We start from the raw sequence: 26,616 nt of genomic DNA, 5'->3' as shown, positions 1-26,616 counted from the left end.
TTTTACTCATTGTACTTGGCCGATCAGATTCAGCACTGCATCCGCAGCCTGGTTGGAGGCATCCCGACGCAACGTCCGGTGAATTTCGTCGAAGCCGCGGGTCTGTTCCTGGCCATCCCCGATCAGTGGCGACAAGGTCCGGGCCAAGGCTTCGACCGTTGCGTCGTCCTGCAGCAACTCGGGCACCAGCAAGCGCTGGGCCAGCAGGTTCGGCAAGGAGACGTACGGGCTTTTCACCATGCGTTTGAGAATCCAGAACGTCAGCGGCGCCAGGCGGTAGGCAACCACCATCGGCCGCTTGTACAACAGCGCCTCAAGGGTCGCCGTGCCGGAGGCAATCAACACCGCGTCGCAGGCCGCCAGGGCCAGATGAGAGTTGCCATCGAGCAAGGTCAGCGGCAGATCGCGACCGGCCAGCAACTCCTCAAGCTGCTTGCGGCGCTCGGGGCTGGCGCAAGGCATGACGAACCGCACGCCAGGGCGCAGGGCTCGCAGGCGCTGGGCGGTATCGAGGAACAACGCACCAAGACGGCCGACTTCACCGCCACGGCTGCCAGGCATCAACGCAACCAGTGGGCCGTCCGACAAGCCGAGCTCGGTCCGGGCGGCGGCACGATCAGCTTCGAGCGGGATCGCATCGGCCAGAGAGTGACCGACAAACCGTACCGGCACGCCCTTCTCTTCATAGAATTTCGCTTCGAACGGGAATAGCGTCAGCATCAGGTCGCAGCCTTCGCGAATCTTCAGCACCCGCTTCTGCCGCCAGGCCCAGACCGACGGGCTGACGTAATGCACGGTCTTGATCCCGGCCTGACGCAGCTTGAGTTCGATATTGAGGTTGAAGTCCGGGGCATCGATACCGATGAACACGTCTGGCTTCGCGGCGATCAGGTCCGCGATCAGCTTCTTGCGCCGTTTCAGTAACTCGCGCAACCGGCCCAGCACTTCCACCAGGCCCATGACAGAAAGGCGTTCCATGGGGAACAAGGAGGTCAGGCCCTGGGCCTGCATCAGCGGACCGCCAACACCGATGAACTCGACTTCAGGATGCCGAGCCTTGAGCGCGCGCATGAGGCCCGCGCCCAGAATGTCACCGGAAGCTTCTCCCGCTACCAGCGCAATACGCAAATTAGCCATGATTAACGAGTGATGCCGCGGGTCGAAGACTGAATGGAATCACGGAACACCGCGACTTCCGGGAACTGAGCCGAAGGGTCGGCCAGCTCGGCGAGTGCTTGCTCAACTGTCAGGCCCTGGCGGTAAACCACCTTGTAGGCACGACGCAGGGCGTGGATCGCATCTTCGCTGAAACCGCGACGGCGCATGCCTTCGAAATTCATGCTGCGAGCTTCGGCCGGGTTGCCGAACACCGTGACATACGCGGGCACATCCTTGCCGATGGCGGTACCCATGCCGGAGAAGCTATGGGCGCCGATGTGGCAATACTGGTGAACCAGGGTAAAACCGGACAGGATCGCCCAGTCTTCAACGTGCACATGACCGGCCAACGCGGTGTTGTTGACCAGGATGCAGTGGTTGCCGATGACGCTGTCGTGGCCGATGTGGGCATAGGCCATGATCAGGTTGTGATCGCCCAGGGTTGTTTCCGAACGGTCCTGAACCGTCCCACGGTGAATCGTCACGCCTTCACGGATGACGTTGTGGTCACCGATGACAAGGCGGGTTTCTTCACCCTTGTATTTCAGATCGGGCGTGTCCTCGCCTACCGAAGAAAACTGGTAGATGCGGTTGTGCTTACCGATTCGGGTCGGGCCTTTGAGAATCACATGCGGCCCGATCACTGTCCCCTCGCCGATTTCCACACCTGCGCCGATGATCGACCAAGGGCCGACCTCGACGTCGTCGGCCAGAATGGCCGCCGGATCGATGATTGCGCGAGGGTCAATCAAACTCATAGTTTGCGTTCCGCGCAGATGATTTCAGCGGAGCAGACTGGTTTGCCATCGACCGAAGCCTGGCATTCGAACTTCCAGATCTGACGCTTGCAGCTCAGGAACTTGGCTTCAAGGATCAGTTGATCACCCGGCAATACTGGCTGGCGAAAGCGCAGCTTGTCCGAGCCGACGAAGTAATAAAGCGTGCCATCGGCCGGCTTCACGTCGAGCATTTTGAAACCAAGGATCCCGGCAGCCTGAGCCATCGCTTCGATGATCAACACGCCCGGCATGATTGGATGCGCAGGGAAGTGACCATTAAAGAACGGTTCGTTGATGCTGACATTCTTGTAGGCGCGAATGCGCTTGCCTTCCACATCCAGATCCACGACCCGGTCCACCAGCAGGAACGGGTAACGGTGAGGCAGGTATTCGCGAATCTCGTTGATGTCCATCATTTCGGGGGGAAGCCTATGTAAAGATTGGGAACGCGCGACTGACGCGCGCTCCTCTAGCAAATCAAGGAGGCAGTCTAGCGGCTGTGCACACTTGATATGGAAATGGTATCAGCCATCTGATGAAGCATTACCGTCAGGGGTCACTTCCCCTACACGCTTTTCCAGCTGTCGCAGACGCCGCGCGATGTCATCGAGCTGACGGATGCGTGCCGCGCTTTTGCGCCATTCGGCAGCCGGTTGCATGGCCGTACCGGAAGAATAGGAACCCGGTTCGGTAATCGAATGGGTCACCATGGTCATCCCGGTGATAAAAACGTTGTCGCAAATCTCGATATGCCCCACCAGCCCTACGCCACCGGCGAGCATGCAATGCCTGCCGATTTTGGTGCTGCCGGAGATCCCCACGCACGCAGCCATGGCCGTGTGATCACCCACCTGGACGTTATGGGCGATCTGAATCTGATTGTCGAGCTTCACACCGTTTCCGAGGACAGTGTCGGCCAGGGCGCCGCGGTCGATGGCGGTATTCACGCCAATCTCCACATCATCGCCGACCAGAACACCACCGATCTGGGCGATTTTCTGCCAGACACCTTTCTCGTTGGCAAAACCGAAACCTTCGCCACCCAGTACCGCACCCGACTGGATCACCACCCGCTTGCCAATGCGAACATCGTGATACAGCGTCACTCGCGGGGCCAGCCAGCCGCCCTCGCCAATCTCGCAACGGGCACCGATGAAGCAGTGCGCGCCGACGGTCACGCCCGCAGCAATACGAGCTGCGCTTTCGATCACTGCAAAGGCGCCAATACTCGCCGCCGGATCGACCATTGCATCCGCTGCCACAACCGCTGTCGGATGAATACCGGCAACCGCTTTAGGCTTGGGATCGAACAGATGGGAAACCCGCGCGTAGGCCAGATACGGATCAGGCACTACCAATGCATTACCGGCAAAACCTTCAGCGTCAGCAGCCTTCAGCAACAAAGCTGCGGCATGGCTGTCAGCCAGGTACTTACGGTACTGAGGATTTGCCAGAAAGCTCAACTGAGCTGGGCCAGCCTCTTGCAAAGTGGCTAGCCCAGTGATTTCTTTCTCCGGGTCGCCACGCAGGGTGGCGCCGAGGAACTCGGCCAGCTGGCCGAGCTTCATAGTCGCTGTCATGGATTACTTCAGCTGATTCATGCGCTCGATAACCTGGCGAGTGATGTCGTACTGAGGTTTGACATCAATCACTGCGCCACGCTCGAAGACCAGGTCAAAAGCACCTTTCTTGATGACTTCTTCCACAGCGCTGTCCAGTTTCGGCTTGAGCTGCTTCAGCATTTCACGGTCAGCAACGGCTTTGGCTTCGTTCAATTCCTTGGACTGGAACTGGAAGTCACGGGCCTTTTGCTTGAATTCAAGCTCCAGACGTTCACGTTCGCCTTGCTGCATCTTGTCGCCACCGGCCATCAGACGATCCTGGATGCCCTTGGCGCTGCTTTCCAGCGTCTTGAGCTTGCTCAGTTGCGGACCGAACTTCTTCTCGGCATCGACGGCGTATTTCTTGGCCGCGTCGGATTCAAGCAGAGCCATCTGATAGTTCAGAACGGCGATTTTCATGTCGGCAAAAGCCGGACCTGCTACCAGTACGGTCGCCAGGAGAACCAATTGAGTCAACTTACGCACGATGCACTCCTACAAAATCCATTGTCGTTATCTTGGGTCAGACACTTAGAACGTCTGGCCGAGGGAGAATTGGAACACTTGAGTCTCAGCGTCATCCGGTTTCTTGATCGGCATGGCCAACGCGAAGCTCAGAGGACCCAGCGCGGTAACCCAGGTCACGCCGACACCGACGGAACTGGCCATGTTGCTCAGGCTGATGTCGTTGCACTTCGTATTGGACGACGAACCGTTTGCGTTGGTGGTCTCTTTGCACGTTGAGTCGAATACGTTACCCACATCCCAGAATACCGAGGTACGCAGGGACCGCTGGTCCTTGACGAATGGCAGAGGGAAGAGAAGCTCCACACCACCCTGGATCAGGACGTTACCGCCGAATGGCAGAGGATCCTGGTCCGGATCTTCTGCAGTGCCCGGGTTCGTACCACGGCTTGGGGTACTACGAGGACCCAACGTACTGTCCTTGAAGCCACGAACCGAGTTGAAACCACCAGCATAGTAGTTTTCATAGAATGGCAAGCCATCGGTCGAACCGTAACCATCGCCATAACCCAATTCGGTGTGCAGGCGCACGGTGTAGTTTTCGCTCAGCGGCTGGAACACCTGGCCACGGTAGTCGAGCTTGAAGAACGACAGGTCGCTGCCTGGCGTGGTGGTTTCCAGCACCAGGCTTTGGGAACGACCACGGGTGGCGAGTACGCCCTTGTTCAGAGTGGATTCGGACCAACCGGCCGAGGCCTTGAAGTTCAGGTAGTTGTCGCCTTCCTTGTTAACGAAGTCGAAAATCTCGTCAACGGTGTAGACGCCAGTCTTGATCTTGTCTTGTTGCGCAGTCAGGCCGAAGGTCAAACGCGAAGTCTCACTGATCGGGTAACCGACGCTCACGCCCGCACCGAGGCTGTCTACCGCATAGCTGGCTACGTCGACGTCGAGATCGTCATAGTCGGTCGTGCGATAGAACGCGTTGTAACCCAGGCTCACGCCATCGGCGGTCCAGTACGGGTCGACATAACCGAAGTTATAGCGGCTCTGGTATTCACTACGGGTCAAACCAACGCTGACCTTGTTACCAGTACCCAGGAAGTTGTTCTGAGTGATCGAACCACCGAGGATCAGACCGGCGCTCTGGGCGAAACCGACACTGGCGGTAATCGAACCGGAAGCCTGTTCTTCGACGCTGTAGTTCACATCCACCTGGTCATCGACACCCGGCACGGCCGGTGTTTCGACGTTGACTTCCTTGAAGAAGCCCAGACGCTCAAGACGAGTCTTGGATTGGTCGATCAGGTAGGTAGAAGCCCAGCCGCCTTCCATCTGACGCATCTCACGACGCAGCACTTCGTCTTCGGACTTGGTGTTGCCGCGGAAGTTGATACGGTTGACGTAAGCACGCTTGCCCGGATCAACGGCGAAAGTGATGTCTACCGTATTATCTTCGTCGTTAGGCTGAGGCACACCGTTGACGTTGGCGAAGGTGTAACCCTCGTTACCCAGGCGGCGGGTGATCAGCTCGGAAGTGGTGGTCATCAACTTGCGCGAGAACACCTGGCCTTTCTGGACCAGCAGCAGGGACTTGACCTGATCTTCGGGGACTTTCAGGTCGCCGCTCAGCTTGACGTCACGAACGGTGTATTTCTCACCTTCGTTAACGTTGACGGTGATATAGACGTGCTTCTTGTCCGGGGTGATGGACACCTGGGTCGAAGCGATATCCATGTTGATGTAGCCACGGTCCAGGTAGTAGGAACGCAGACGCTCCAGGTCACCGGACAGTTTCTCACGGGCATACTTGTCGTCGTTCTTGAAGAACGACAGCCAGTTGGTAGTCTTGAGTTCGAACAGGTCGATCAGGTCTTCATCAGGGAATACGGTGTTACCCACCACGTTGATGTGCTGGATAGCAGCGACGGTGCCTTCGTTGATGTTGACCTTCAGTGCAACGCGGTTACGCGGCTGCGGTACCACTTCAGTGTCGACGGTGGCGGAGTAGCGACCCTGGGCAACGTATTGGCGCTGCAGTTCGTTACGCACACCTTCAAGAGTGGCACGCTGGAAGATCTCGCCTTCGGCCAGACCGGATTGTTTGAGGCCCTTCATCAGGTCTTCAGTGGAGATCGCCTTGTTACCCTCGATCTCGATACTGGCGACCGACGGACGCTCGACTACCGTGATGACCAGGACGTTGCCATCGCGGCCCAGCTGGATATCTTGAAAGAAACCGGTTTTGAACAACGCACGAGTGGATTCCACCAGGCGACGATCATCCGCCTGTTCACCGACGTTCAACGGCAAAGCACCAAAGACGCTACCCGCGGAGACCCGCTGGAGGCCATTGACGCGAATATCAGAGATAGTGAAGGACTCGGCGTGAACTTCGGCGATCATCAATACGGTGAGAACCGCAGTTAGCAGCAGACGTTTCATGAAGTCCTTTCTTATTCCAACTGGCAATAAACAAACTGCCGCAAAATGCGGCAGATTCGCAATTCAGCGAAGCGTTACAGTCGACCCAGATCATTGACCAGAGCAAGCAACATCACCCCGACCACCAAACTGATACCGATCTGTATCCCCCAACCCTGCACCCGATCTGACAAGGGGCGACCACGCACCCACTCGATCAGATAAAACAACAAATGCCCCCCATCCAGTACAGGAATGGGCAGCAAATTCAGAACACCCAAGCTAATACTCAGATAAGCAAGGAAATTCAGGAAATCAGCGACGCCCGACTGGGCAGAAGCGCCCGCCACTTTAGCAATGGTTATCGGTCCACTCAAGTTTTTTACCGAGAGCTCGCCGAACAACATTTTCTTGAGCGAATCGAGGGTCAGTATGCTCATGGTCCAGGTGCGTCGAGCACCCTCCCCAATCGCTGCCACAGGACCGTAACTGACCTCGCGAATCATCTCTGGCGGCCAATCGACTGCTTTCACCCCAGCACCCAGATAACCACTGGGCGCCTTCTTCTCGCCGCGAGCCGACAGTGTCACAGGGACGTCGATTTGAGCACTATCGCGTTCGATGCGCAGCATGATTTTGGTATCAGGGTGCATACGCACCGTGTCGACCACCTGCTGCCAGTCATCCAGCGACTTGCCATCGAGCGCCAGCAACCGGTCACCGGTCTTCAGGCCAGCAGCCTGGGCCGGGCCTTTCGGATCAATTTCGGCCAGTACCGGTGGCAGCGCAGGACGCCAAGGACGTATACCCAGCGAGCGAATCGGATCCGGCTCATCGGCCCCCTTGAGCCATTTATCCAGCGCCAGCTCACGGGGCGAATCCGCAGTGGAACCCTGTTCGCGGACAAGCAATTGCAGGGAACCACTCTCGCCAAGGCGTCGGACCAGCTGCAGGTTTACCGCGCCCCAGCCTGAAGTTGGCTCACCATCAATGGCAATGATTTCCTGACCAGCACTCAAACCGGCCTTGGCGGCGATGCTGCCGGATTCGACGGCACCGATGACCGGGCGCACCTGCTCGCTGCCGAGCATGGCGAGCGCCCAGAAAAAAATCATCGCCAACAAGAAGTTGGCAATCGGGCCAGCCGCAACGATAGCAATACGCTGACGGACAGATTTGCGATTGAAGGATTGATCGAGCTGATCGGCCGGCACATCACCTTCGCGCTCGTCGAGCATCTTCACATAGCCGCCCAGCGGGATGGCAGCGACGACGAACTCAGTGCCTTGCTTGTCGTGCCAGCGCAGCAGAGGCATCCCGAAGCCCACGGAGAAACGCAGCACTTTGACCCCACAGCGACGTGCGACCCAGAAATGGCCGAATTCGTGGAAGGTGACCAGCACGCCCAAAGCTATCAGGGTGCCGACAATCATATAGAGCGCGCTCATCTACTTTCTCCGCAATCCTATCCGGTGCTGCATTGGGCCAACGTATTGCAGCACTTACCGCCCGTGACGACTCAACCATTGTTCGGCCAGCACACGCGCCTTCGCATCTGCCGTGAACACCGCCTCGAGATCATCCACCGCTACAACAGGCTCGAGATTCAACACTTCCTCGATGATACTCGCGATTTCCGGGTAACGAACCCGTCCGTCGAGAAAGGCCGCGACAGCCACTTCATTCGCCGCATTGAGCATGGCCGGGGCACTATTCCCCGCTTCGGCTGCTTGACGTGCCAGACGCAGGCAAGGGAAACGCTCCTCATCGGGTGCCTGGAAGTCCAGGCGCGCGATGGCAAACAGGTCTAGCGGTGCAACACCCGAATCGATACGCTCCGGCCAAGCCAAGGCATTGGCGATCGGCGTGCGCATGTCCGGATTACCCAGCTGGGCCAATACCGAACCATCGATATAGTCGACCAGCGAATGAATCACGCTCTGCGGATGGATCACCACTTCCACCTGGGATGGTTTGGCGTCGAAAAGCCAGCAGGCTTCGATCAGCTCCAGCCCTTTGTTCATCATGCTGGCCGAATCGACCGAAATCTTGCGCCCCATGGACCAGTTCGGGTGCGCACATGCTTGCTCAGGGGAAACATGCGCCAGCTCGGCCATCGGCGTCTGCCGGAACGGACCACCGGAGGCTGTCAGTAAAATCCGACGCACACCGACCGCACCGAGACCGCGAGCGAAATCCTGTGGCATGCACTGGAAAATCGCGTTGTGCTCACTGTCGATCGGCAGCAGCACCGAACCGCTTTTGCGCACGGCCTGCATGAACAGCGCACCGGACATCACCAGGGCTTCTTTGTTAGCCAGGAGGATTTTCTTGCCGGCTTCGACCGCCGCCAGGGTCGGACGCAAGCCTGCCGCACCAACGATGGCTGCCATGACTGCATCGACCTCAGGATCGGAAGCCACCTGACACAGGCCCTCTTCCCCCACCAACACCCGGGTCGACAGGCCCGCTGCACGCAAGTCGTCCTGCAAGCCTCGCGCGACACCCGCCTCGGGCACGACCGCAAACCGCGGCGCATGACGCGCGCACAGCGCCAGCAGCTCACTCATACGAGTGAAACCGCTCAAGGCGAAAACCTGATAACGCTCGGGATGGCGAGCGATGACGTCGAGAGTGCTCAGACCGATCGAGCCAGTCGCCCCCAGAACCGTAATCTGTTGTGGGCGGCTCACGGTGCCGCCATCCACAACAGTACGGCAAACACTGGAATCGCCGCCGTCAGGCTGTCGATACGATCCAGCACACCACCGTGACCCGGCAGCAGATTGCTACTGTCCTTGATCCCGGACTGGCGCTTGAACATGCTTTCGGTGAGGTCACCCACCACCGAAATGAATACGATCACTGCGGCCCCCGCCAGCCCCATCAGCATCTGAGCGAAACTCCAGTCACGCACGAAACCGACGATGGCCGTAATCACCAGACTCAGCAACAAACCGCCATAAACGCCTTCCCAGCTTTTGCCCGGGCTGACGTGTGGTGCCAGTTTGCGCTTGCCAAAGGCCCGACCGGAAAAGTAGGCACCGATATCGGCTCCCCAGACCAACACCATCACCGCCATGATCAGCCAGTTACCCAAAGGGTACTGCTTGATCTGGACCAGACCTTGCCAGGCCGGCAACAGGATCAGCAAACCGATCACCAATTTGCAGGCAGCACTGGACCAATATTCGCTGGAGCGCGGATAGGTCAGCACCAAATAGGTCGCAACGCCCCACCAAAGCACCGAGGCACCCAACACCCAGGGCGCGAGCCCCGGCACGATGTGCATGACAAACAGCATCAACGCCACCACCGCCGCATAAGCAACTCGGACTGGCTGGGCAGCAAAACCCGCCAGGCGCGCCCACTCCCAGGCACCCAGAGTCACGACCAGCCCGATGAACAGTGCAAAACCGGAACCCTCAAGCAGGAAAAACCCGCACAGAGCAATCGGCAGCAAAATCAGCGCGGTAATGATTCGTTGTTTAAGCATTAAACCCGGGCCCCAGCCTCGACCTGCTCGCTCGTTTTACCGAAGCGGCGCTGGCGAGAAGCGAAATCGGCCAGCGCGTTGCGCATGGCGTCGTGTTTGAAGTCCGGCCAGAACAGGTCGGAGAAGTACAACTCGGCGTAAGCCAGTTGCCACAGCAGGAAGTTACTGATGCGATGTTCGCCACCGGTACGGATGCACAAGTCCGGCAACGGCAGATCACCGGTGGCCAGACAGGTTTGCAACAGTTCAGGGGTAATGTCTTCCGGGCGCAGATGCCCGGCCTGAACTTCCCGTGCCAGGCGCTGCGCGGCTTGCGCGATGTCCCACTGACCGCCGTAATTGGCGGCGATCTGCAGAACGAAGCGGTTGGCGCCCGCGGTCATGGCTTCAGCTTCACGCATGGCAGCCTGCAACTCAGGATGAAAGCGCGAACGGTCACCAATAATGCGCAACGTGATGTTGTTGTCGTTCAGGCGCTTGGCCTCGCGACGCAATGCCTTGAAGAACAAATCCATCAAGGCACTGACCTCATCGGCCGGGCGCTGCCAGTTCTCGCTGGAGAAGGCGAACAGGGTCAGCACCTCGACCTTGGCTTCGGCACACACCTCAATGACGGCACGCACGGCATCCACGCCCGCTTTATGCCCGGCGACACCCGGCATAAAGCGCTTTTTCGCCCAGCGATTATTACCATCCATGATGATCGCGACATGGCGCGGCACCGCGGACGGCGCAATCTGCTTGGTCTTATCCATGAAAACGCGACCCTTATACGGCCATCAGGTCTTTTTCTTTCTGCGCCAAATTCGCGTCGATTTCAGCCACGTACTTTTTGGTCAGATCATCAATTTCGCCAGTGGCGCGACGTTCTTCGTCTTCGCTGATTTCTTTTTCCTTGACCAGATCCTTGAGCTGGCTGTTCGCATCACGACGAATGTTGCGCACCGCAACACGGGCATCTTCAGCGACATCGCGAGCCTGCTTGGTGAAGCCCTTGCGGGTTTCTTCGGTCAGGGCCGGCATGGAGATCAGCAGCAACTCACCCAGGTTGGTCGGGTTGAGGTTCAGACCCGCGCTACCGATGGCTTTGTCGACCGCGCCCAGCATGTTGCGCTCGAAGGCAACGACTTGCAGGGTGCGGGCGTCTTTAACGGTGATGTTCGCCACCTGCTTGATCGGAGTGTCGGAACCGTAATACGGCACCATCACGCCTTCAAGAATGCTTGGGTGCGCCTGGCCGGTACGAATACGGCCGAAGTTGTGCATCAGCGATTCGACGGATTTCTGCATACGCTCTTTAGCGTCTTTCTTGATTTCGTTGATCATTGTTGGCCTTCCTCGATCAGGGTCCCTTCAGCGCCGCCATGCACGATGTTCAGCAGGGCGCCGGGCTTGTTCATGTTAAATACGCGCAACGGCATCTTGTGGTCGCGGCAAAGACAAATGGCGGTCAGATCCATCACGCCCAGCTTGCGATCCAGCACTTCATCGTAAGTCAGATGATCGAACTTCTCGGCATGCGGGTCTTTGAATGGGTCAGCGGTGTAGACGCCATCGACCTTGGTCGCCTTGAGCACGACATCGGCATCGATTTCGATTGCACGCAGGCAGGCTGCCGAATCCGTGGTGAAGAACGGATTACCGGTACCGGCCGCGAAAATCACGACTTCCTTGGCGTTCAGGTGGCGCATGGCTTTGCGGCGATCATAATGATCGGTCACGCCAACCATGGAAATGGCCGACATCACGATTGCCGAGATATTGGCACGTTCCAGCGCGTCGCGCATGGCCAGGGCGTTCATCACAGTGGCCAGCATGCCCATGTGGTCGCCAGTGACACGATCCATGCCGGCCGCGCTCAGTGCCGCACCGCGGAACAGGTTGCCGCCGCCGATCACCAGACCGACCTGGACGCCGATGCCGACCAACTGGCCAACTTCCAGCGCCATGCGATCCAGAACCTTCGGATCGATCCCGAACTCTTCCGAGCCCATCAGGGCCTCGCCGCTAAGCTTGAGTAGAATGCGTTTATAGCGAGCCTGATAACCACTGCCCTGCTGAGCCATTGCGAATCTCTCCTGCGGCGTATTTTAAAAAATTCTTTGCGAGCTGTTTACAGCTGGCGTTCACTCTAGCTTGGCGCTGCTTCAGCGCCATCGGAACATGGCTTTGTAAGCCAGTTCCAAACGGAAACCAATTAAAAGTTGGTATCCCATCTGAAAAGAGGCTGCGCGCGTAAGCGGGCAGCCTCTTCAGGGCGACAGTTATAAAACCGTCTTATTGCTTGGCGGCAGCCAGCTGGGCAGCAACTTCTTCAGCGAAGTTGTCGACCGGCTTCTCGATGCCTTCGCCTACTTTGAAGTAGGTGAAGGAAACGATTTCAGCACCGGCTTTCTTGGCCAGCTCGCCGACCTTGATTTCAGGGTTCTTGACGAACGCCTGCTCAACCAGGCTGGCTTCGGCCAGGAACTTGCTGATACGGCCTTTGACCATGTTTTCAACGATGTTTTCCGGCTTGCCGGCGATCTTGTCAGCGTTGAGAGTCAGGAACACGCCCTTCTCACGCTCAACCGCCTCATCGGAAACTTCCGATGGCAGCAGGAATTCAGGGTTGGTCGCCGCTACGTGCATGGCGATGTCCTTGGCCAGCTCAACAGTGCCGCCTTTCAGGACAACTGCAACACCGATCTTGTTGCCGTGCAGGTAGCCACCAACAACGTCACCTTCAACGCGTGCCAGGCGACGGATGTTGACGTTTTCGCCAACCTTGCCGACCAGTACCAGGCGATCTGCTTCTTGAGCTTCGATCAGCGGAGCAACGTCAGTCAGTTTGTCGGCGAACGCTTTTTCAACGCTTGCAGCAACAAATGCCTTGAAGTCGTCCTGCAGAGCCAGGAAGTCGGTCTGCGAGTTCACTTCCAGCAGAACGGCGGATTTGCCGTCTTCTTTCAGAGCGATAGCGCCTTCAGCGGCAACGTTGCCAGCTTTCTTGGCAGCCTTGATGGCGCCCGAAGCACGCATGTCATCAATGGCTTTTTCGATGTCGCCGCCAGCCTTGGTCAAGGCCTTTTTGCAGTCCATCATGCCTTCGCCAGTACGCTCGCGCAGTTCTTTGACCAACGCTGCAGTAATCTCTGCCATTTCAAAATTCCTCTTGGATAGGTTTTCAACCATTCCACCCGATCGAACGGGCGATCAATTCTTCCCGAACCACCCTTGTAGGCCGCTGCACGTTACAGATCTGTAGCTGCGCTGCCGACAAATGGTTTTCGAGGTGGCAAAAAGGGGGCCAAGCCCCCTTTTTGCTTACTGAGTCAACGCCAAGGCGTCAATTACTCAGCTGCAGCTGCCGGAGCTTCTTCGACGAACTGCTCGGTGCCACCAGCAACGTGGTTGCGACCGCGGATTACTGCGTCAGCCATCGAACCCATGTACAGCTGGATAGCGCGGATTGCGTCATCGTTGCCTGGGATGATGTAGTCAACGCCTTCCGGGCTGCTGTTGGTATCGACTACGCCGATAACCGGGATGCCCAGCTTGTTGGCTTCGGTGATCGCGATGCGCTCGTGATCAACGTCGATAACGAACAGAGCGTCTGGCAGACCGCCCATGTCCTTGATACCACCCAGGGAACGATCGAGCTTCTCAAGATCGCGAGTGCGCATCAGCGCTTCTTTCTTGGTCAGCTTGGCGAAAGTACCGTCTTCGGCTTGCACTTCAAGGTCACGCAGACGCTTGATGGAAGCACGGATGGTTTTGAAGTTGGTCAGCATGCCGCCCAACCAGCGGTGATCGACGTACGGCGAACCGCAACGTGCTGCTTCTTCAGCAACGATCTTGCCAGCGGAACGCTTGGTGCCGACGAACAGAATCTTGTTTTTGCCCTGGGCCAGACGCTCTACGAAAGTCAGAGCTTCGTTGAACATTGGCAGGGTTTTTTCAAGGTTGATAATGTGGATCTTGTTACGCGCGCCGAAAATGTACTTACCCATTTTCGGGTTCCAGTAACGGGTCTGGTGACCGAAGTGCACACCGGCCTTCAGCATATCGCGCATGTTGACTTGGGACATGATAGTTCCTTAATAAGTCGGGTTTGGCCTCCACGTATCCCAATGACCAACCAGCAGCATCAGCTGAAGGCACCCAGGTCATCGTGTCGACACGTGTGTGGATTTAGGCTTTTCAGGGGATACCCGGAAAGCGGCGCATTTTATATCACAAGGCAGGCGAAAACGGAACCCGGATTCTGAAATCCTGGCGGGCGCATATGTCCTGCCCCTTGGAATCCGCCAAGAATGCACCATTCTATATAGAGAAGCGACGTACAGAGGCTCAGATTTGCGCTGATCGTCTGTTAGAATCGCGTTTTTCAGGGTCGCGAAGATCGATCGCGCAACGCCCTTTTCGTTTTAGAAAGCGCCATCGAGCGCAGAGAGAGCCTGTATGACCGTCACCCTCAAAACCCCCGAGGACATCGCTAAAATGCGTGTCGCCGGCAAACTGGCCGCCGATGTGCTGGAAATGATTGCCGAACATGTCAAGCCGGGCATCACCACCGAAGAACTGGATCGCATCTGCCACGACTACATCGTCAACGTGCAGCAAGCCATCCCTGCCCCGCTCAACTACAAAGGCTTCCCCAAGTCGATCTGCACCTCGATCAACCACGTGGTCTGCCACGGCATCCCGAACGAGAAAGCGCTGAAGGATGGCGACACGCTGAACATCGACGTCACCGTCATCAAGGACGGTTACCACGGCGACACCAGCCGCATGTTCCACGTCGGCACCGTGCCAGTCTGGGCCGAACGCCTGTCACAAGTGACCCAGGAATGCATGTACAAGGCGATCGAAATCGTCAAACCCGGCTGCCGCCTGGGGGATATCGGTGAAGTGATTCAGAAGCACGCCGAAAAGAACGGTTTTTCGGTGGTTCGCGAGTTCTGCGGTCACGGCATCGGCAAAGTCTTTCATGAAGAGCCGCAGATCCTGCACTACGGCCGCGCCGGCACCGGCATGGAACTGAAAGCCGGCATGACCTTCACCATCGAGCCGATGATCAATCAGGGCAAGGCCGACACCAAGGTATTGGGCGACGGCTGGACCGCAATCACCAAGGACCGCAAGCTGTCTGCACAGTGGGAACACACCCTGCTGGTGACCGACACCGGTTACGAGATCTTCACCCTGCGCGCCGATGACACCATCGCGCGCGTTTCGGCCTGATCCGACCCGCTCCGTTCCCAGCCTTATAGATAGGAAAGCCAATCGATGCCGCAGGTGGATCCAGAACTCTTCGACCGAGGCCAGTTCCAGGCTGAACTGGCCCTGAAGGCGAGCCCGATCGCGGCCTTCAAGAAGGCGATCCGCCAGGCCCGCGAGGTGCTCGACGGGCGCTTTCGCAGCGGCCGGGAGATTCGCCGGCTGATCGAGGATCGCGCCTGGTTCGTCGACAATATCCTGCAAAAGGCCTGGGAGCAGTTCAACTGGAGCGAAGATGCCGACATCGCGCTGGTTGCGGTCGGTGGTTATGGACGCGGTGAGTTGCACCCTTATTCCGACATCGATCTGCTGATCCTGCTGGACAGCGCCGATCATGAAGTTTTCCGTGATTCCATCGAGCGTTTTCTGACGCTGTTGTGGGACATCGGCCTGGAAGTCGGCCAGAGCGTTCGCTCGGTGGACGAGTGCGCCGTTGAGGCCCGCGCCGACCTGACGGTAGTCACCAACCTGATGGAAAGCCGCACTATCTGCGGCCCCGAGCGTCTGCGTCAGCGCATGCTGGAGGTCACCAGCACGGCGCACATGTGGCCGAGCAAGGATTTCTTCCTGGCCAAGCGTGCCGAACAAAAGGCCCGTCACCACAAGTACAACGACACCGAATACAACCTGGAACCCAACGTCAAAGGCTCGCCCGGCGGCCTGCGGGATATTCAGACGATTCTGTGGGTTGCCCGTCGCGAATACGGCACCCTGAACCTGCGGGCACTGGCCGGCGAAGGTTTCCTGGTCGAAAGCGAAAACGCCCTGCTCGCCTCTTCCCAGGAGTTCCTGTGGAAAGTGCGTTACGCCCTGCACATGCTCGCCGGTCGCTCTGAAGACCGCCTGCTGTTCGATCACCAGCGCACCATCGCCGGGCTGCTGGGTTTCAAAGGCGATGACGCCAAGCAGGCCATCGAAAACTTCATGCAGCAGTATTACCGGGTGGTCATGAGCATTGCCCAGCTCAGTGACCTGATCATCCAGCACTTCGAGGAAGTCATCCTCGCCCCGGAAGACGAAGCGCCGCCGCAGCCGATCAACTCGCGATTCCAGCTGCATGACGGCTACATCGAGGCGCGCAACGACAACGTGTTCCGCCGCACACCGTTCGCCATGCTCGAAATCTTCGTGCTGATGGCCCAACAGCCGGAAATCAAAGGCGTGCGCGCCGATACCATTCGTCTGTTGCGCGAGCACCGTCATCTGATCGACGACGACTTCCGCAATGACATTCGCAACACCAGCCTGTTCATCGAACTGTTCAAGTGCAAGATCGGCATCCACCGCAACCTGCGCCGGATGAATCGTTACGGCATTCTCGGGCGTTATCTGCCGGAGTTCGGCTTCATTGTCGGGCAGATGCAGCACGACCTGTTCCACATCTATACGGTCGACGCTCATACGCTGAATCTGATCAAACACCTGCGTAAGTTGCAGTACACCCAGGTGTCGGAAAAATTCCCGCTGGCCAGCAAGCTCATGGCCAAGCTGCCCAAGCCCGAGCTGATCTACCTGGCTGGTCTGTACCACGACATCGGCAAGGGCCGACATGGCGATCACTCGGAAATCGGCGCGGTGGATGCCGAGGCCTTTTGCCAGCGCCACCAGCTGCCTATCTGGGACAGCCGCCTGATCGTCTGGTTGGTGCAGAACCATTTGGTAATGTCGACTACGGCCCAGCGCAAGGATTTATCCGACCCGCAGGTGATCCACGATTTCGCGCAGATCGTTGGCGATGAAACTCACCTCGATTATCTGTACGTACTGACCGTTGCCGACATCAACGCCACCAACCCGACGTTGTGGAATTCCTGGCGCGCCAGCCTGTTGCGCCAGCTCTACACCGAGACCAAGCGCGCCTTGCGTCGTGGCCTGGAAAACCCGGTGGACCGCGAAGAGCAAATCCGCCAGACACAGAGCGCCGCCCTGGACATCCTGGTGCGCGGGGGTACCGACCCGGACGACGTCGAACAACTGTGGGCGCAATTGGGCGATGACTATTTCCTGCGCCACACTGCCGGCGATGTGGCCTGGCACAGCGACGCAATCCTCCAGCAACCAGCCGACGGCGGACCGCTGGTGCTGATCAAGGAAACCACCCAGCGCGAATTCGAAGGCGGCACGCAGATCTTCATCTATGCGCCGGACCAACACGACTTCTTCGCCGTGACCGTGGCCGCAATGGACCAGCTCAACCTGAACATCCATGACGCCCGGGTCATCACCTCCAGCAGCCAGTTCACCCTCGACACCTACATCGTGCTCGACACCGACGGCGACTCGATCGGCGATAACCCGGCGCGGGTCAAGCAGATCCGCGAAGGTCTCACCGAAGCCCTGCGCAACCCGGACGACTACCCAACCATCATTCAGCGTCGGGTGCCGCGCCAGCTCAAGCATTTTGCGTTTGCACCGCAGGTGACGATCCACAACGACGCCCAGCGTCCGGTAACTGTATTGGAGCTCAGCGCTCCCGATCGCCCCGGCCTGCTGGCGAGGATCGGCACGATCTTCCTCGAGTTCGACCTGTCGCTGCAGAACGCCAAGATCGCCACTCTCGGCGAACGGGTGGAAGACGTGTTCTTTATCACCGACGCCAACAATCAGCCGTTGTCCGACCCTCTGCTGTGCAGTCGCTTGCAGGATGCGATCGTCGAGCAACTGACCGTCAGCAACGAGCCCGATATCAAACTGTCGCGCCTGAGTATCTGAATTAACAAATTCCCCCTGTGGGAGCGGGCTTGCTCGCGAGAAGGGAGTGTCAGTCGACATCCACGCTGCTGACACACCGCTTTCGCGAGCAAGCTCGCTCCCACATTAAAAGAGGCCCCTTATGAACAACGCTCTGAACCAGTTGCAGCCCTACCCGTTCGAAAAGCTCCGCGCCCTGCTCGGCAGCGTCACGCCTAACCCGGACAAGCGCCCTATCGCGCTGTCCATCGGCGAGCCGAAACACCGTTCGCCAAGCTTTGTCGCCGAAGCTCTGGCGAGCAATCTGGATCAGATGGCCGTGTACCCGACCACCCTCGGCATTCCAGCCCTGCGTGAAGCCATCGCCGCGTGGTGCGAGCGTCGCTTCGGCGTCCCGAGCGGCTGGCTCGACCCGGCGCGCAATGTGCTGCCGGTCAACGGCACCCGCGAAGCGCTGTTCGCCTTCACCCAGACCGTGGTCAACCGTGGCGAAGATGCCTTGGTGGTCAGCCCGAACCCGTTCTATCAGATCTACGAAGGTGCGGCGTTCCTCGCCGGGGCCAAGCCACATTACCTGCCATGCCTGGATGAAAACGGCTTCAACCCGGATTTCGACGCCGTGTCACCGGAAATCTGGAAACGCTGCCAGATCCTGTTCCTGTGCTCGCCAGGCAACCCGACCGGCGCCTTGATCCCCGTTGAAACCCTGAAAAAACTGATCGCCCTGGCCGACGAATACGACTTCGTGATCGCCGCGGACGAGTGCTACAGCGAACTGTACTTCGACGAACAGACGCCGCCGGCCGGCCTGCTCAGCGCCTGCGTAGAACTGGGTCGCAAGGACTTCAAGCGTTGCGTGGTGTTCCACAGCCTGTCCAAGCGCTCCAACCTGCCGGGCCTGCGCTCGGGCTTTGTGGCCGGTGATGCGGACATTCTCAAAGGCTTCCTGCTCTATCGCACCTATCACGGCTGTGCGATGCCGGTTCAAACGCAACTGGCCAGCGTTGCCGCGTGGAACGACGAAGTGCACGTGCGCGCCAACCGTGCGCTGTATCGCGAGAAATACGACGCGGTGCTGGAAATCCTCAGCCCGGTGATGGATGTGCAGCGCCCGGATGGTGGTTTTTATCTGTGGCCGAATGTTGAAGGTGATGACGAGGCGTTCTGCCGTGATCTGTTTGTTCAGGAACATGTCACCGTAGTGCCCGGCTCCTATCTGTCCCGTGAAGTAGCCTGTTTTAATCCGGGTGCAGGTCGGGTAAGGATGGCCTTGGTTGCGCCGCTGGCTGAATGTGTGGAGGCCGCCGAGCGGATTCGCGCATTTGTTACCCGCAACAAGTAACGCGCTCTCCCCGCATTGCGCAATGTAATGCGGGTATTTTTATAAGCAGCGATGCTACGGTTCATCAAAGAAGCTACTCACTTATTTGACCTGAGCCAGGTTTGCCTCACTCAAATCCAGCTCACCCTAGACTTCCCCGCAACTACAGCATTGAAGTGCCATATTAGCCGCTTAGACTGCGCACTGACCGTTGCACCAAGGCCACACGACCCGACTGATTGCCCAAACAAAGGGACAAACCCGACCACGGCCGACGCGAAACCGTCCGGTCATGGCATAATCCTTCACCTTTTTTTTCCAGCACCTGCAAAGGGGGCAATTCCTTGACCGTTTCAAGCAAAACGTTGCACCTTTTCGGCATCAAAGCCTGCGACACCATGAAAAAGGCGCGCACCTGGCTCGATGAACACGCTGTCAGCTATGACTTTCATGATTACAAGACGGCCGGAATCGACCGTGAACACCTGACCCAATGGTGCGACGAGCACGGCTGGCAAGTGGTGTTGAACCGTGCAGGCACGACCTTTCGCAAGCTCGACGACGAACGCAAAGCCGATCTCGACCAGCCGAAAGCCATCGAACTGATGCTCGCGCAACCCTCGATGATCAAGCGCCCGGTGCTCGATCTCGGTGACCGAACCCTGATTGGCTTCAAGCCAGATATCTACGCGGCAGCTCTCAAGTAAGCAGCCCGTTCAATTTTGTTAGAGGTATAGACATGTCCACTACCCTGTTCAGCCTGGCCTTTGGTGTCGGCACTCAAAACCGTCAAGGCGCATGGCTGGAAGTGTTTTACGCGCAGCCATTGCTCAACCCGTCGGCCGAACTGGTCGCGGCCATCGCGCCGATTCTGGGCTACAGCGACGGCAATCAGGCCATCGCCTTCAGTACCGCTCAGGCTTCGCAACTGGCTGAAGCGCTCAAAAGCGTCGACGCAACCCAGGCTGCCTTGCTGACTCGCCTGGCCGAGAGCCACAAGCCGCTGGTCGCCACGTTGCTGGCCGAAGACGCGCAGCTGTCGTCCACCCCTGAGGCCTATCTCAAGCTGCATTTGCTGTCCCATCGTCTGGTCAAGCCCCACGGCCTGAACCTGGCCGGGATCTTCCCGCTGCTGCCCAACGTGGCCTGGACCAGCCAGGGTGCGATCGACCTGGCCGAACTGGCCGAGCATCAACTCGAAGCCCGCCTGCGTGGCGAGCTGCTGGAAGTGTTCTCGGTGGACAAGTTCCCGAAAATGACCGACTACGTAGTCCCGGCCGGCGTGCGTATCGCTGATGCGGCACGTATTCGCCTGGGCGCTTACGTCGGTGAAGGCACCACCGTCATGCATGAAGGTTTCGTCAACTTCAACGCCGGCACCGAAGGCCCGGGCATGATCGAAGGTCGTGTGTCGGCTGGTGTGTTCGTCGGCAAGGGTTCGGACCTGGGCGGCGGTTGCTCGACCATGGGCACCCTGTCGGGTGGCGGCAACATCGTGATCAAGGTCGGCGAAGGCTGCCTGATCGGCGCCAACGCCGGTATCGGTATTCCGTTGGGCGACCGCAATACCGTTGAATCGGGCCTGTATGTGACCGCTGGCACCAAAGTGGCGCTGCTGGACGAGAACAACAAACTGGTCAAAGTCGTGAAGGCCCGTGAACTGGCCGGTCAACCTGACCTGTTGTTCCGCCGCAATTCGGAAACCGGTGCCGTGGAATGCAAAACCCACAAATCGGCTATCGAACTGAACGAAGCGCTGCACGCTCACAACTAAGCGTTGCGGGCAACGAAACTGAACCTGTGGGAGCGAGCTTGCTCGCGAAGGGGCCCTTGAGGCCGCTAAAAGCTTCGCGGGTAAGCCCGCTCCCACAAGGTCAGGCGCATATCCGCCCATGTCACCAGGGCCGAACAACATGATGATTGCCTCTCCCTGGCGCGCCGATTTTCCGGCCATCGCCGCATTGCAACGGCAAGACCAGACCTATCTGGACAACGCCGCCACTACGCAAAAACCTCAAGTCCTGCTGGATGCCCTGGCGCATTACTACGCCAACGGCGCGGCCAATGTGCATCGGGCACAACACTTGCCCGGCGCCCACGCCACCCAAGCGTTCGAGGACAGCCGCAGCAAAGTCGCCCACTGGCTCAATGCCGGCGATTGCGGGCAGATCATCTTCACCCACGGCGCGACGTCCGCGCTGAATCTCCTGGCTTATGGCCTGGAACATCTTTTCACTCCAGGCGACGAGATTGTCATCAGCGCTCTGGAGCATCACGCCAACCTGCTGCCGTGGCAGCAACTGGCTCATCGTCGCGACCTTAAGCTGGTGATCCTGCCGCTGGATGCCGACGGCGTAATCGACCTTGAAGCCGCCACTCGATTGATCGGCCCGCGCACCCGCTTGCTGGCGGTCAGTCAGCTGTCCAATGTGCTCGGCGCCTGGCAACCGTTGCCCGCGCTGTTGGCGCTGGCCCAGGCGCACAACGCGCTGACCGTGGTCGATGGCGCCCAGGGCGTGGTCCATGGCCGCCATGACGTGCAGGCGCTGGGCTGCGACTTCTATGTGTTTTCCAGCCACAAGCTCTACGGCCCCGATGGCTTGGGCGTGCTGTTCGGGCGCAACGACGCGCTGCACCAGCTGCGCCCGTGGCAATTCGGTGGCGAGATGGTGCTGGATGCCAATTACCACGACGCACGCTTTCGCCCTGCTCCGCTGGGCTTCGAAGCTGGCACACCGCCGATCGCGGGTGTGATTGGTCTGGGGGCGACCCTGGATTATCTCGCCGGGCTCGATCAGGACGCCGTGTCTGCCCATGAAGCGGCGTTGCATGACTATCTGCTCAAGGGGCTTGAGGCACGCAACGGCATTCGTCTGTTGGGCAAACCTCAATTGGCACTGGCCAGTTTTGTCGTCGAGGGTGTGCATAACTCTGATCTGGCGCATCTACTGACGGAACAGGGGATCGCGGTGCGCGCCGGTCATCACTGCGCCATGCCGTTGCTCAAAAGCTTCGAGCTGGCCGGAGCGATTCGGGTGTCGCTGGCGCTGTACAACGATTCCGAAGACCTGGAACGGTTCTTTGAGGCGCTGGATCAGGCGCTGGAGTTGCTGCGATGAGCTTGCCCGTGAATGCCGTGGCAGCACTGGAAGCCTTTCAGAACGTGCCAGGCTGGGAGCAACGGGCACGTCTGTTGATGCAGTGGGGCGACCGTCTGCCCGCGCTGAGCGATGTGGATAAGGTCGACGCCAATCGAGTTCATGGCTGTGAAAGCAAGGTGTGGCTGGTGGGTGCGTTGCACGACGGTCACTGGCAGTTCAGCGCCAACAGCGATGCGCGGTTGATTCGCGGATTGGTGGCTTTATTGCTGGCGCGGGTTAACGGGTTGTCGGCGGCTGAGTTGCAGCAGGTGGATTTGCCGGACTGGTTTAATCAGTTGGGTCTGTCGCGACAGTTGTCGCCATCGCGCAGTAATGGGTTGAATGCGGTGTTACAGCGGATGAATGAGTTGGCTGGTTAATCGCCTTCGCGAGCAAGCCCGCTCCCACAGGATTCACCTAGCTCTGTGGGAGCAGCTTGCTCGCGAAGAGGCCATCAGTCACGCCATCAAACCTGAGGCTTGACCCGATCCGCCGGCCGCCGCACACCCGCCACAATCTTATCCACAGCCTTGGTCGCCGCGACCATGCCGAACGTCGCCGTCACCATCATTACCGCGCCGAACCCACCGGCGCAGTCCAGCTTCACGCCATCCCCGACAAAACTCTTCTGCAAACAAATGCTGCCATCCGGTTTCGGGTAGCGCAGTTGTTCGGTGGAAAACACACACGGCACGCTGTAATGGCGGGTCACGGTGCGGGAGAAACCGTAATCACGGCGTAATGTGGAGCGCACTTTTGAGGCCAGCGGGTCATTGAAGGTGCGATTGAGGTCGCAAACCTGGATCAGCGTCGGGTCAATCTGCCCGCCCGCGCCACCGGTGGTGATGATCTGGATCTTGCGGCGTTTGCACCAGGCGATCAGCGCCGCTTTCGCGTTGACGCTGTCGATGCAGTCAATCACGCAGTCGATATTCGGCGTGATGTACTCGGCCATGGTCTCGCGGGTGACGAAATCCGCCACCGCGTGCACCGTGCAGTCCGGGTTGATCCCGCGCAGGCGCTCGGCCATCACCTCGACCTTCGGTTTGCCGACGGTACTGTCCAGTGCGTGCAACTGACGGTTGGCGTTGCTGACGCAGACGTCGTCCAGGTCGAACAGCGAAATCTCGCCGACGCCACAACGGGCAATGGCTTCCGCCGCCCAGGAACCGACGCCACCGACGCCAACAATCGCCACGTGGGCCGCGCGCAAGCGCTCAAGGCCTTCGATGCCATACAAACGGGCGATGCCAGCAAACCGCGGATTTTCTGTACTCATGACCATAACCCCAAAAACCGGCGCGCATTATAGGGCCGTCGGCGGCCAAGAGCATCTTTGGGCTATGAACGGGCGTTTTTCGCTCTAGCAAGAACTACACAGAACCAAGATTTAACCTACAAGGTCCAACGAAAGAACTTAAGTCGACTTGGATTGCCCAACGTCCGGCATTTCCCTGTCCGCTGTACGGTCAGTGAACGCCCGGTGTAGGATGCGCGCCCCCTGCCTCTTGGCAACCGGCCGCCGACCGTTCCTTCGTTCAGCAGCCTCTGGAACCTGAAAAAGCTATGTCATCGCGTAAATTTGGACTCAACCTGGTGGTGGTGCTCGCCATCGCTGCCTTGTTTACCGGCTTCTGGGCGCTGATCAATCGCCCGGTCACCGCCCCCAACTGGCCTGAACAGATCTCCGGCTTTTCGTACTCGCCGTTCCAGCAAGGGCAGTACCCACAGAAAGAGCAATATCCGACCGACGATGAAATGCGTCGCGATCTGGAGATCATGAGCAAGCTGACGGACAACATCCGTACTTACTCGGTCGATGGCACCCTGGAAAACATTCCGAAACTGGCCGAAGAGTTCGGCCTGCGGGTGACACTGGGGATCTGGATCAGCCCGGACGAGGAGCGCAACGAGCGCGAGATCACCCGTGCCATCGAGATCGCCAACAGCTCGCGCAGTGTGGTTCGCGTCGTTGTCGGTAACGAGGCGATCTTCCGTAAGGAAATTACCGCCCCGGAACTCAGCATTATTCTGGATCGCGTCCGCGCTGCCGTGAAAGTGCCGGTGACCACCTCCGAGCAATGGCACGTATGGGAAGAAAACCCGAGCCTGGCCAAGCACGTCGACCTGATCGCCGCGCACGTCCTGCCGTACTGGGAACACGTTCCGATGGAGCAGTCCGGGCAGTTCGTCCTCGACCGCGCCCGCGATCTGAAAAAGATGTTCCCGAAAAAACCGCTGCTGCTGTCGGAGGTTGGCTGGCCGAGCAACGGTCGCATGCGCGGTGGCGCCGATGCGTCGCCGGCAGACCAGGCGATTTATCTGCGTACGCTGGTCAACAAGCTCAACCGCCAGGGTTTCAACTACTTCGTGATCGAAGCGTTTGACCAACCGTGGAAGGCCAGTGACGAAGGCTCGGTAGGCGCCTATTGGGGCGTTTTCAACGCCGCACGCCAGCAGAAATTCAACTTCGACGGCCCGGTTGTCGCGATTCCGCAGTGGCGCGTGCTGGCGGTCGGATCGGTGGTGCTGGCCCTGCTGTCACTGACCCTGCTGATGATCGACGGCTCGGCCCTGCGTCAACGCGGCCGGACCTTCCTGACCTTCATCGCGTTCCTCTGCGGTTCGGTGCTGGTGTGGATCGGTTACGACTACAGCCTGCAATACAGCACCTGGTTCAGCCTGACGGTGGGCTTCTTGCTAGCCCTCGGCGCACTCGGGGTGTTTATCGTGCTGCTGACCGAGGCCCATGAACTGGCCGAAGCGGTGTGGACCCACAAGCGTCGGCGTGAATTCCTGCCGGTGGTGGGCGATTCGGACTACCGACCGAAAGTGTCGATTCACGTACCTTGCTACAACGAGCCGCCGGAGATGGTCAAACAGACCCTCAACGCGCTGGCCAATCTCGATTATCCGGACTTCGAAGTCCTGATCATCGACAACAACACCAAGGACCCGGCGGTCTGGGAACCGGTGCAGGCCTATTGCGAAACCCTCGGCCCGCGCTTCAAGTTCTTCCACGTCGCGCCGCTGGCCGGCTTCAAGGGCGGCGCGCTGAATTACCTGATCCCGCACACCGCCAAGGATGCCGAAGTCATTGCCGTGATCGACTCGGACTACTGCGTCGACCCGAACTGGCTCAAGCACATGGTGCCGCACTTCGCCGATCCGAAAATCGCCGTGGTGCAGTCACCGCAGGATTATCGCGACCAAAACGAAAGCACCTTCAAAAAGCTCTGCTACGCGGAATACAAAGGCTTCTTCCACATTGGTATGGTCACCCGCAACGACCGTGACGCGATCATCCAGCACGGCACCATGACCATGACCCGACGCTCGGTGCTCGAGGAGCTGGGCTGGGCCGACTGGTGCATCTGTGAAGACGCCGAACTGGGTCTGCGTGTATTTGAAAAAGGCCTGTCGGCAGCGTATTACCACACCAGCTACGGCAAAGGCCTGATGCCCGATACCTTTATCGACTTCAAGAAACAGCGTTTCCGCTGGGCCTATGGCGCGATCCAGATCATCAAGCGTCACACCGCAAGCCTCTTGCGCGGCAAGGACACCGAGCTGACCCGTGGCCAGCGCTACCACTTCCTCGCGGGCTGGTTGCCGTGGGTGGCGGATGGCATGAACATCTTCTTCACCGTGGGCGCCTTGCTGTGGTCGGCGGCGATGATCATCGTGCCGCAACGGGTCGATCCGCCGCTGCTGATTTTCGCGATCCCGCCGTTGGCGCTGTTCGTGTTCAAGGTGGGCAAGATCATCTTCCTTTACCGTCGTGCGGTCGGGGTCAACCTCAAGGATGCGTTCTGCGCGGCGCTGGCCGGCCTGGCGTTGTCGCACACCATCGCCAAAGCGGTGCTGTACGGTTTCTTCACCAGCAGCATTCCGTTTTTCCGCACACCTAAAAACGCCGATAATCACGGCTTCTGGGTGGCGATTTCGGAGGCGCGTGAAGAGGTGTTCATCATGTTGCTGTTGTGGGGCGCGGCGCTGGGGATTTACCTGGTGAACGGCATGCCGAGCAATGACATGCGCTTCTGGGTGACCATGTTGCTGGTGCAGTCGCTGCCGTACCTGGCGGCACTGATCATGGCGTTCCTGTCTTCGCTGCCAAAACCAGCAGCCGAGGCGCAAACGCTACCAGCGGTCTAAATCAATACAGATGCACTAAACGGCGGCCAATGGCCGCCGTTTTGCTTTAAGATAACCGCCATTTTGCAGGGCTTGGCGTGATATACGGTCTTTCTGACCGTACTCAAAACCTGTAGGAGCGGGC

23 protein-coding genes are annotated in these 26,616 nt (G+C 58.8%); 8 read left to right on the top strand and 15 right to left on the bottom strand.

What is annotated here, in order from left to right; translation table 11 throughout:
- Nucleotides 1-6: 6 nt before the first annotated feature.
- The 14 genes from lpxB to rpsB all read right to left on the bottom strand — a co-directional run bounded on the left by lpxB (nt 7) and on the right by rpsB (nt 13,990).
- Nucleotides 7-1,137, bottom strand: a complete 1,131-nt coding sequence (lpxB, locus tag ACA055_RS05820; RefSeq protein ID WP_497682765.1) for a lipid-A-disaccharide synthase — start codon at nt 1,135-1,137, stop codon at nt 7-9.
- A 2-nt stretch (nt 1,138-1,139) separates the two neighbouring features.
- Nucleotides 1,140-1,916: an acyl-ACP--UDP-N-acetylglucosamine O-acyltransferase gene (gene lpxA / locus ACA055_RS05815; RefSeq protein WP_497682764.1), complete on the bottom strand. Its 777-nt coding sequence runs from the start codon at nt 1,914-1,916 to the stop codon at nt 1,140-1,142.
- The gene (fabZ, locus tag ACA055_RS05810; protein ID WP_007907157.1) at nt 1,913-2,353 is read right to left on the bottom strand and encodes a 3-hydroxyacyl-ACP dehydratase FabZ; all 441 of its coding nucleotides are present in this window, start codon (nt 2,351-2,353) and stop codon (nt 1,913-1,915) included. The genes lpxA and fabZ overlap by 4 nt, the downstream gene beginning before the upstream one ends.
- A 108-nt stretch (nt 2,354-2,461) precedes the next feature.
- On the bottom strand, nt 2,462-3,517 hold the full coding sequence (gene lpxD / locus ACA055_RS05805; RefSeq protein WP_497682763.1) for a UDP-3-O-(3-hydroxymyristoyl)glucosamine N-acyltransferase: 1,056 nt from the start codon (nt 3,515-3,517) through the stop codon (nt 2,462-2,464).
- A 3-nt stretch (nt 3,518-3,520) separates the two neighbouring features.
- Nucleotides 3,521-4,024, bottom strand: coding sequence for an OmpH/Skp family outer membrane protein (locus ACA055_RS05800; protein WP_010462812.1), 504 nt, complete (start codon nt 4,022-4,024; stop codon nt 3,521-3,523).
- 45 nt (nt 4,025-4,069) lie between these two features.
- Nucleotides 4,070-6,445 carry an outer membrane protein assembly factor BamA gene (bamA, locus tag ACA055_RS05795; RefSeq protein ID WP_497682762.1) on the bottom strand — a complete coding sequence of 792 codons (2,376 nt, stop codon included), beginning with the start codon at nt 6,443-6,445 and terminating at the stop codon, nt 4,070-4,072.
- A 74-nt stretch (nt 6,446-6,519) separates the two neighbouring features.
- The gene (rseP, locus tag ACA055_RS05790; RefSeq protein ID WP_497682761.1) at nt 6,520-7,872 is read right to left on the bottom strand and encodes a sigma E protease regulator RseP; all 1,353 of its coding nucleotides are present in this window, start codon (nt 7,870-7,872) and stop codon (nt 6,520-6,522) included.
- A 54-nt stretch (nt 7,873-7,926) separates the two neighbouring features.
- On the bottom strand, nt 7,927-9,117 hold the full coding sequence (ispC, locus tag ACA055_RS05785; RefSeq protein ID WP_497682760.1) for a 1-deoxy-D-xylulose-5-phosphate reductoisomerase: 1,191 nt from the start codon (nt 9,115-9,117) through the stop codon (nt 7,927-7,929).
- Complete coding sequence (locus tag ACA055_RS05780) at nt 9,114-9,920, bottom strand: phosphatidate cytidylyltransferase (RefSeq protein ID WP_497682759.1); 807 nt, start codon at nt 9,918-9,920, stop codon at nt 9,114-9,116. Before ACA055_RS05780 ends, ispC begins: the two co-directional genes overlap by 4 nt.
- Entirely contained in the window at nt 9,920-10,675 is a 756-nt protein-coding gene (uppS, locus tag ACA055_RS05775; protein ID WP_497682758.1) for a polyprenyl diphosphate synthase, read from the bottom strand. The genes ACA055_RS05780 and uppS overlap by 1 nt, the downstream gene beginning before the upstream one ends.
- Nucleotides 10,676-10,688: 13 nt before the next feature.
- The gene (frr, locus tag ACA055_RS05770) at nt 10,689-11,246 is read right to left on the bottom strand and encodes a ribosome recycling factor (protein ID WP_008028968.1); all 558 of its coding nucleotides are present in this window, start codon (nt 11,244-11,246) and stop codon (nt 10,689-10,691) included.
- On the bottom strand, nt 11,243-11,986 hold the full coding sequence (gene pyrH, locus ACA055_RS05765) for a UMP kinase (RefSeq protein WP_003172271.1): 744 nt from the start codon (nt 11,984-11,986) through the stop codon (nt 11,243-11,245). Before pyrH ends, frr begins: the two co-directional genes overlap by 4 nt.
- A 211-nt stretch (nt 11,987-12,197) precedes the next feature.
- Nucleotides 12,198-13,061 (bottom strand): translation elongation factor Ts, encoded by an 864-nt coding sequence (tsf, locus tag ACA055_RS05760; protein ID WP_497682757.1) that lies wholly within the window; start codon nt 13,059-13,061, stop codon nt 12,198-12,200.
- Between the two features lie 191 nt (nt 13,062-13,252).
- Nucleotides 13,253-13,990, bottom strand: a complete 738-nt coding sequence (rpsB, locus tag ACA055_RS05755) for a 30S ribosomal protein S2 (RefSeq protein ID WP_007907989.1) — start codon at nt 13,988-13,990, stop codon at nt 13,253-13,255.
- Between the two features lie 373 nt (nt 13,991-14,363).
- On the opposite strand from rpsB, the gene map reads away from it, so the two are divergent.
- From map to ACA055_RS05720, 7 genes are all read left to right on the top strand, one after another.
- Nucleotides 14,364-15,146 (top strand): type I methionyl aminopeptidase, encoded by a 783-nt coding sequence (gene map / locus ACA055_RS05750; RefSeq protein ID WP_497682756.1) that lies wholly within the window; start codon nt 14,364-14,366, stop codon nt 15,144-15,146.
- A 45-nt stretch (nt 15,147-15,191) separates the two neighbouring features.
- The gene (locus ACA055_RS05745; RefSeq protein ID WP_497682755.1) at nt 15,192-17,894 is read left to right on the top strand and encodes a [protein-PII] uridylyltransferase; all 2,703 of its coding nucleotides are present in this window, start codon (nt 15,192-15,194) and stop codon (nt 17,892-17,894) included.
- Between the two features lie 121 nt (nt 17,895-18,015).
- Nucleotides 18,016-19,215 carry a succinyldiaminopimelate transaminase gene (gene dapC, locus ACA055_RS05740; RefSeq protein ID WP_497682754.1) on the top strand — a complete coding sequence of 400 codons (1,200 nt, stop codon included), beginning with the start codon at nt 18,016-18,018 and terminating at the stop codon, nt 19,213-19,215.
- Between the two features lie 323 nt (nt 19,216-19,538).
- On the top strand, nt 19,539-19,901 hold the full coding sequence (locus ACA055_RS05735; protein ID WP_007949322.1) for an ArsC family reductase: 363 nt from the start codon (nt 19,539-19,541) through the stop codon (nt 19,899-19,901).
- A gap of 32 nt (nt 19,902-19,933) precedes the next feature.
- Complete coding sequence (dapD, locus tag ACA055_RS05730; RefSeq protein ID WP_497682753.1) at nt 19,934-20,968, top strand: 2,3,4,5-tetrahydropyridine-2,6-dicarboxylate N-succinyltransferase; 1,035 nt, start codon at nt 19,934-19,936, stop codon at nt 20,966-20,968.
- A gap of 139 nt (nt 20,969-21,107) precedes the next feature.
- Nucleotides 21,108-22,313 (top strand): aminotransferase class V-fold PLP-dependent enzyme, encoded by a 1,206-nt coding sequence (locus ACA055_RS05725; protein ID WP_497682752.1) that lies wholly within the window; start codon nt 21,108-21,110, stop codon nt 22,311-22,313.
- Complete coding sequence (locus tag ACA055_RS05720) at nt 22,310-22,714, top strand: SufE family protein (RefSeq protein WP_497682751.1); 405 nt, start codon at nt 22,310-22,312, stop codon at nt 22,712-22,714. Before ACA055_RS05725 ends, ACA055_RS05720 begins: the two co-directional genes overlap by 4 nt.
- 86 nt (nt 22,715-22,800) lie before the next feature.
- On the opposite strand, the gene tcdA is transcribed toward ACA055_RS05720, so the two are convergent.
- On the bottom strand, nt 22,801-23,613 hold the full coding sequence (tcdA, locus tag ACA055_RS05715; RefSeq protein WP_497682750.1) for a tRNA cyclic N6-threonylcarbamoyladenosine(37) synthase TcdA: 813 nt from the start codon (nt 23,611-23,613) through the stop codon (nt 22,801-22,803).
- A 287-nt stretch (nt 23,614-23,900) separates the two neighbouring features.
- Between tcdA and ACA055_RS05710 the strand changes: the two genes are divergently transcribed.
- Complete coding sequence (locus ACA055_RS05710; RefSeq protein ID WP_497682749.1) at nt 23,901-26,492, top strand: glycosyltransferase; 2,592 nt, start codon at nt 23,901-23,903, stop codon at nt 26,490-26,492.
- Nucleotides 26,493-26,616: the final 124 nt, after the last annotated feature.

The sequence above is a fragment of the Pseudomonas sp. LBUM1657 genome, from assembly GCF_059716075.1.
This window is presented reverse-complemented; position numbering and strand designations above follow the sequence as displayed.

What these genes read in the sequence shown, in the direction of transcription:
- dapC (WP_497682754.1), top strand. Translation starts at nt 18,016, where the DNA reads ATGAACAACGCTCTGAACCAGTTGCAGCCCTACCCGTTCGAAAAGCTC.
- map (WP_497682756.1), top strand. Translation starts at nt 14,364, where the DNA reads ATGACCGTCACCCTCAAAACCCCCGAGGACATCGCTAAAATGCGTGTC.
- ACA055_RS05725 (WP_497682752.1), top strand. Translation starts at nt 21,108, where the DNA reads ATGATGATTGCCTCTCCCTGGCGCGCCGATTTTCCGGCCATCGCCGCA.
- lpxB (WP_497682765.1), bottom strand. Translation starts at nt 1,137, where the DNA reads ATGGCTAATTTGCGTATTGCGCTGGTAGCGGGAGAAGCTTCCGGTGAC.
- ACA055_RS05720 (WP_497682751.1), top strand. Translation starts at nt 22,310, where the DNA reads ATGAGCTTGCCCGTGAATGCCGTGGCAGCACTGGAAGCCTTTCAGAAC.
- bamA (WP_497682762.1), bottom strand. Translation starts at nt 6,445, where the DNA reads ATGAAACGTCTGCTGCTAACTGCGGTTCTCACCGTATTGATGATCGCC.
- ACA055_RS05710 (WP_497682749.1), top strand. Translation starts at nt 23,901, where the DNA reads ATGTCATCGCGTAAATTTGGACTCAACCTGGTGGTGGTGCTCGCCATC.
- uppS (WP_497682758.1), bottom strand. Translation starts at nt 10,675, where the DNA reads ATGGATAAGACCAAGCAGATTGCGCCGTCCGCGGTGCCGCGCCATGTC.
- tcdA (WP_497682750.1), bottom strand. Translation starts at nt 23,613, where the DNA reads ATGAGTACAGAAAATCCGCGGTTTGCTGGCATCGCCCGTTTGTATGGC.
- rpsB (WP_007907989.1), bottom strand. Translation starts at nt 13,990, where the DNA reads ATGTCCCAAGTCAACATGCGCGATATGCTGAAGGCCGGTGTGCACTTC.
- tsf (WP_497682757.1), bottom strand. Translation starts at nt 13,061, where the DNA reads ATGGCAGAGATTACTGCAGCGTTGGTCAAAGAACTGCGCGAGCGTACT.
- ACA055_RS05780 (WP_497682759.1), bottom strand. Translation starts at nt 9,920, where the DNA reads ATGCTTAAACAACGAATCATTACCGCGCTGATTTTGCTGCCGATTGCT.
- lpxD (WP_497682763.1), bottom strand. Translation starts at nt 3,517, where the DNA reads ATGACAGCGACTATGAAGCTCGGCCAGCTGGCCGAGTTCCTCGGCGCC.
- lpxA (WP_497682764.1), bottom strand. Translation starts at nt 1,916, where the DNA reads ATGAGTTTGATTGACCCTCGCGCAATCATCGATCCGGCGGCCATTCTG.
- fabZ (WP_007907157.1), bottom strand. Translation starts at nt 2,353, where the DNA reads ATGATGGACATCAACGAGATTCGCGAATACCTGCCTCACCGTTACCCG.
- frr (WP_008028968.1), bottom strand. Translation starts at nt 11,246, where the DNA reads ATGATCAACGAAATCAAGAAAGACGCTAAAGAGCGTATGCAGAAATCC.
- pyrH (WP_003172271.1), bottom strand. Translation starts at nt 11,986, where the DNA reads ATGGCTCAGCAGGGCAGTGGTTATCAGGCTCGCTATAAACGCATTCTA.
- dapD (WP_497682753.1), top strand. Translation starts at nt 19,934, where the DNA reads ATGTCCACTACCCTGTTCAGCCTGGCCTTTGGTGTCGGCACTCAAAAC.
- rseP (WP_497682761.1), bottom strand. Translation starts at nt 7,872, where the DNA reads ATGAGCGCGCTCTATATGATTGTCGGCACCCTGATAGCTTTGGGCGTG.
- ACA055_RS05745 (WP_497682755.1), top strand. Translation starts at nt 15,192, where the DNA reads ATGCCGCAGGTGGATCCAGAACTCTTCGACCGAGGCCAGTTCCAGGCT.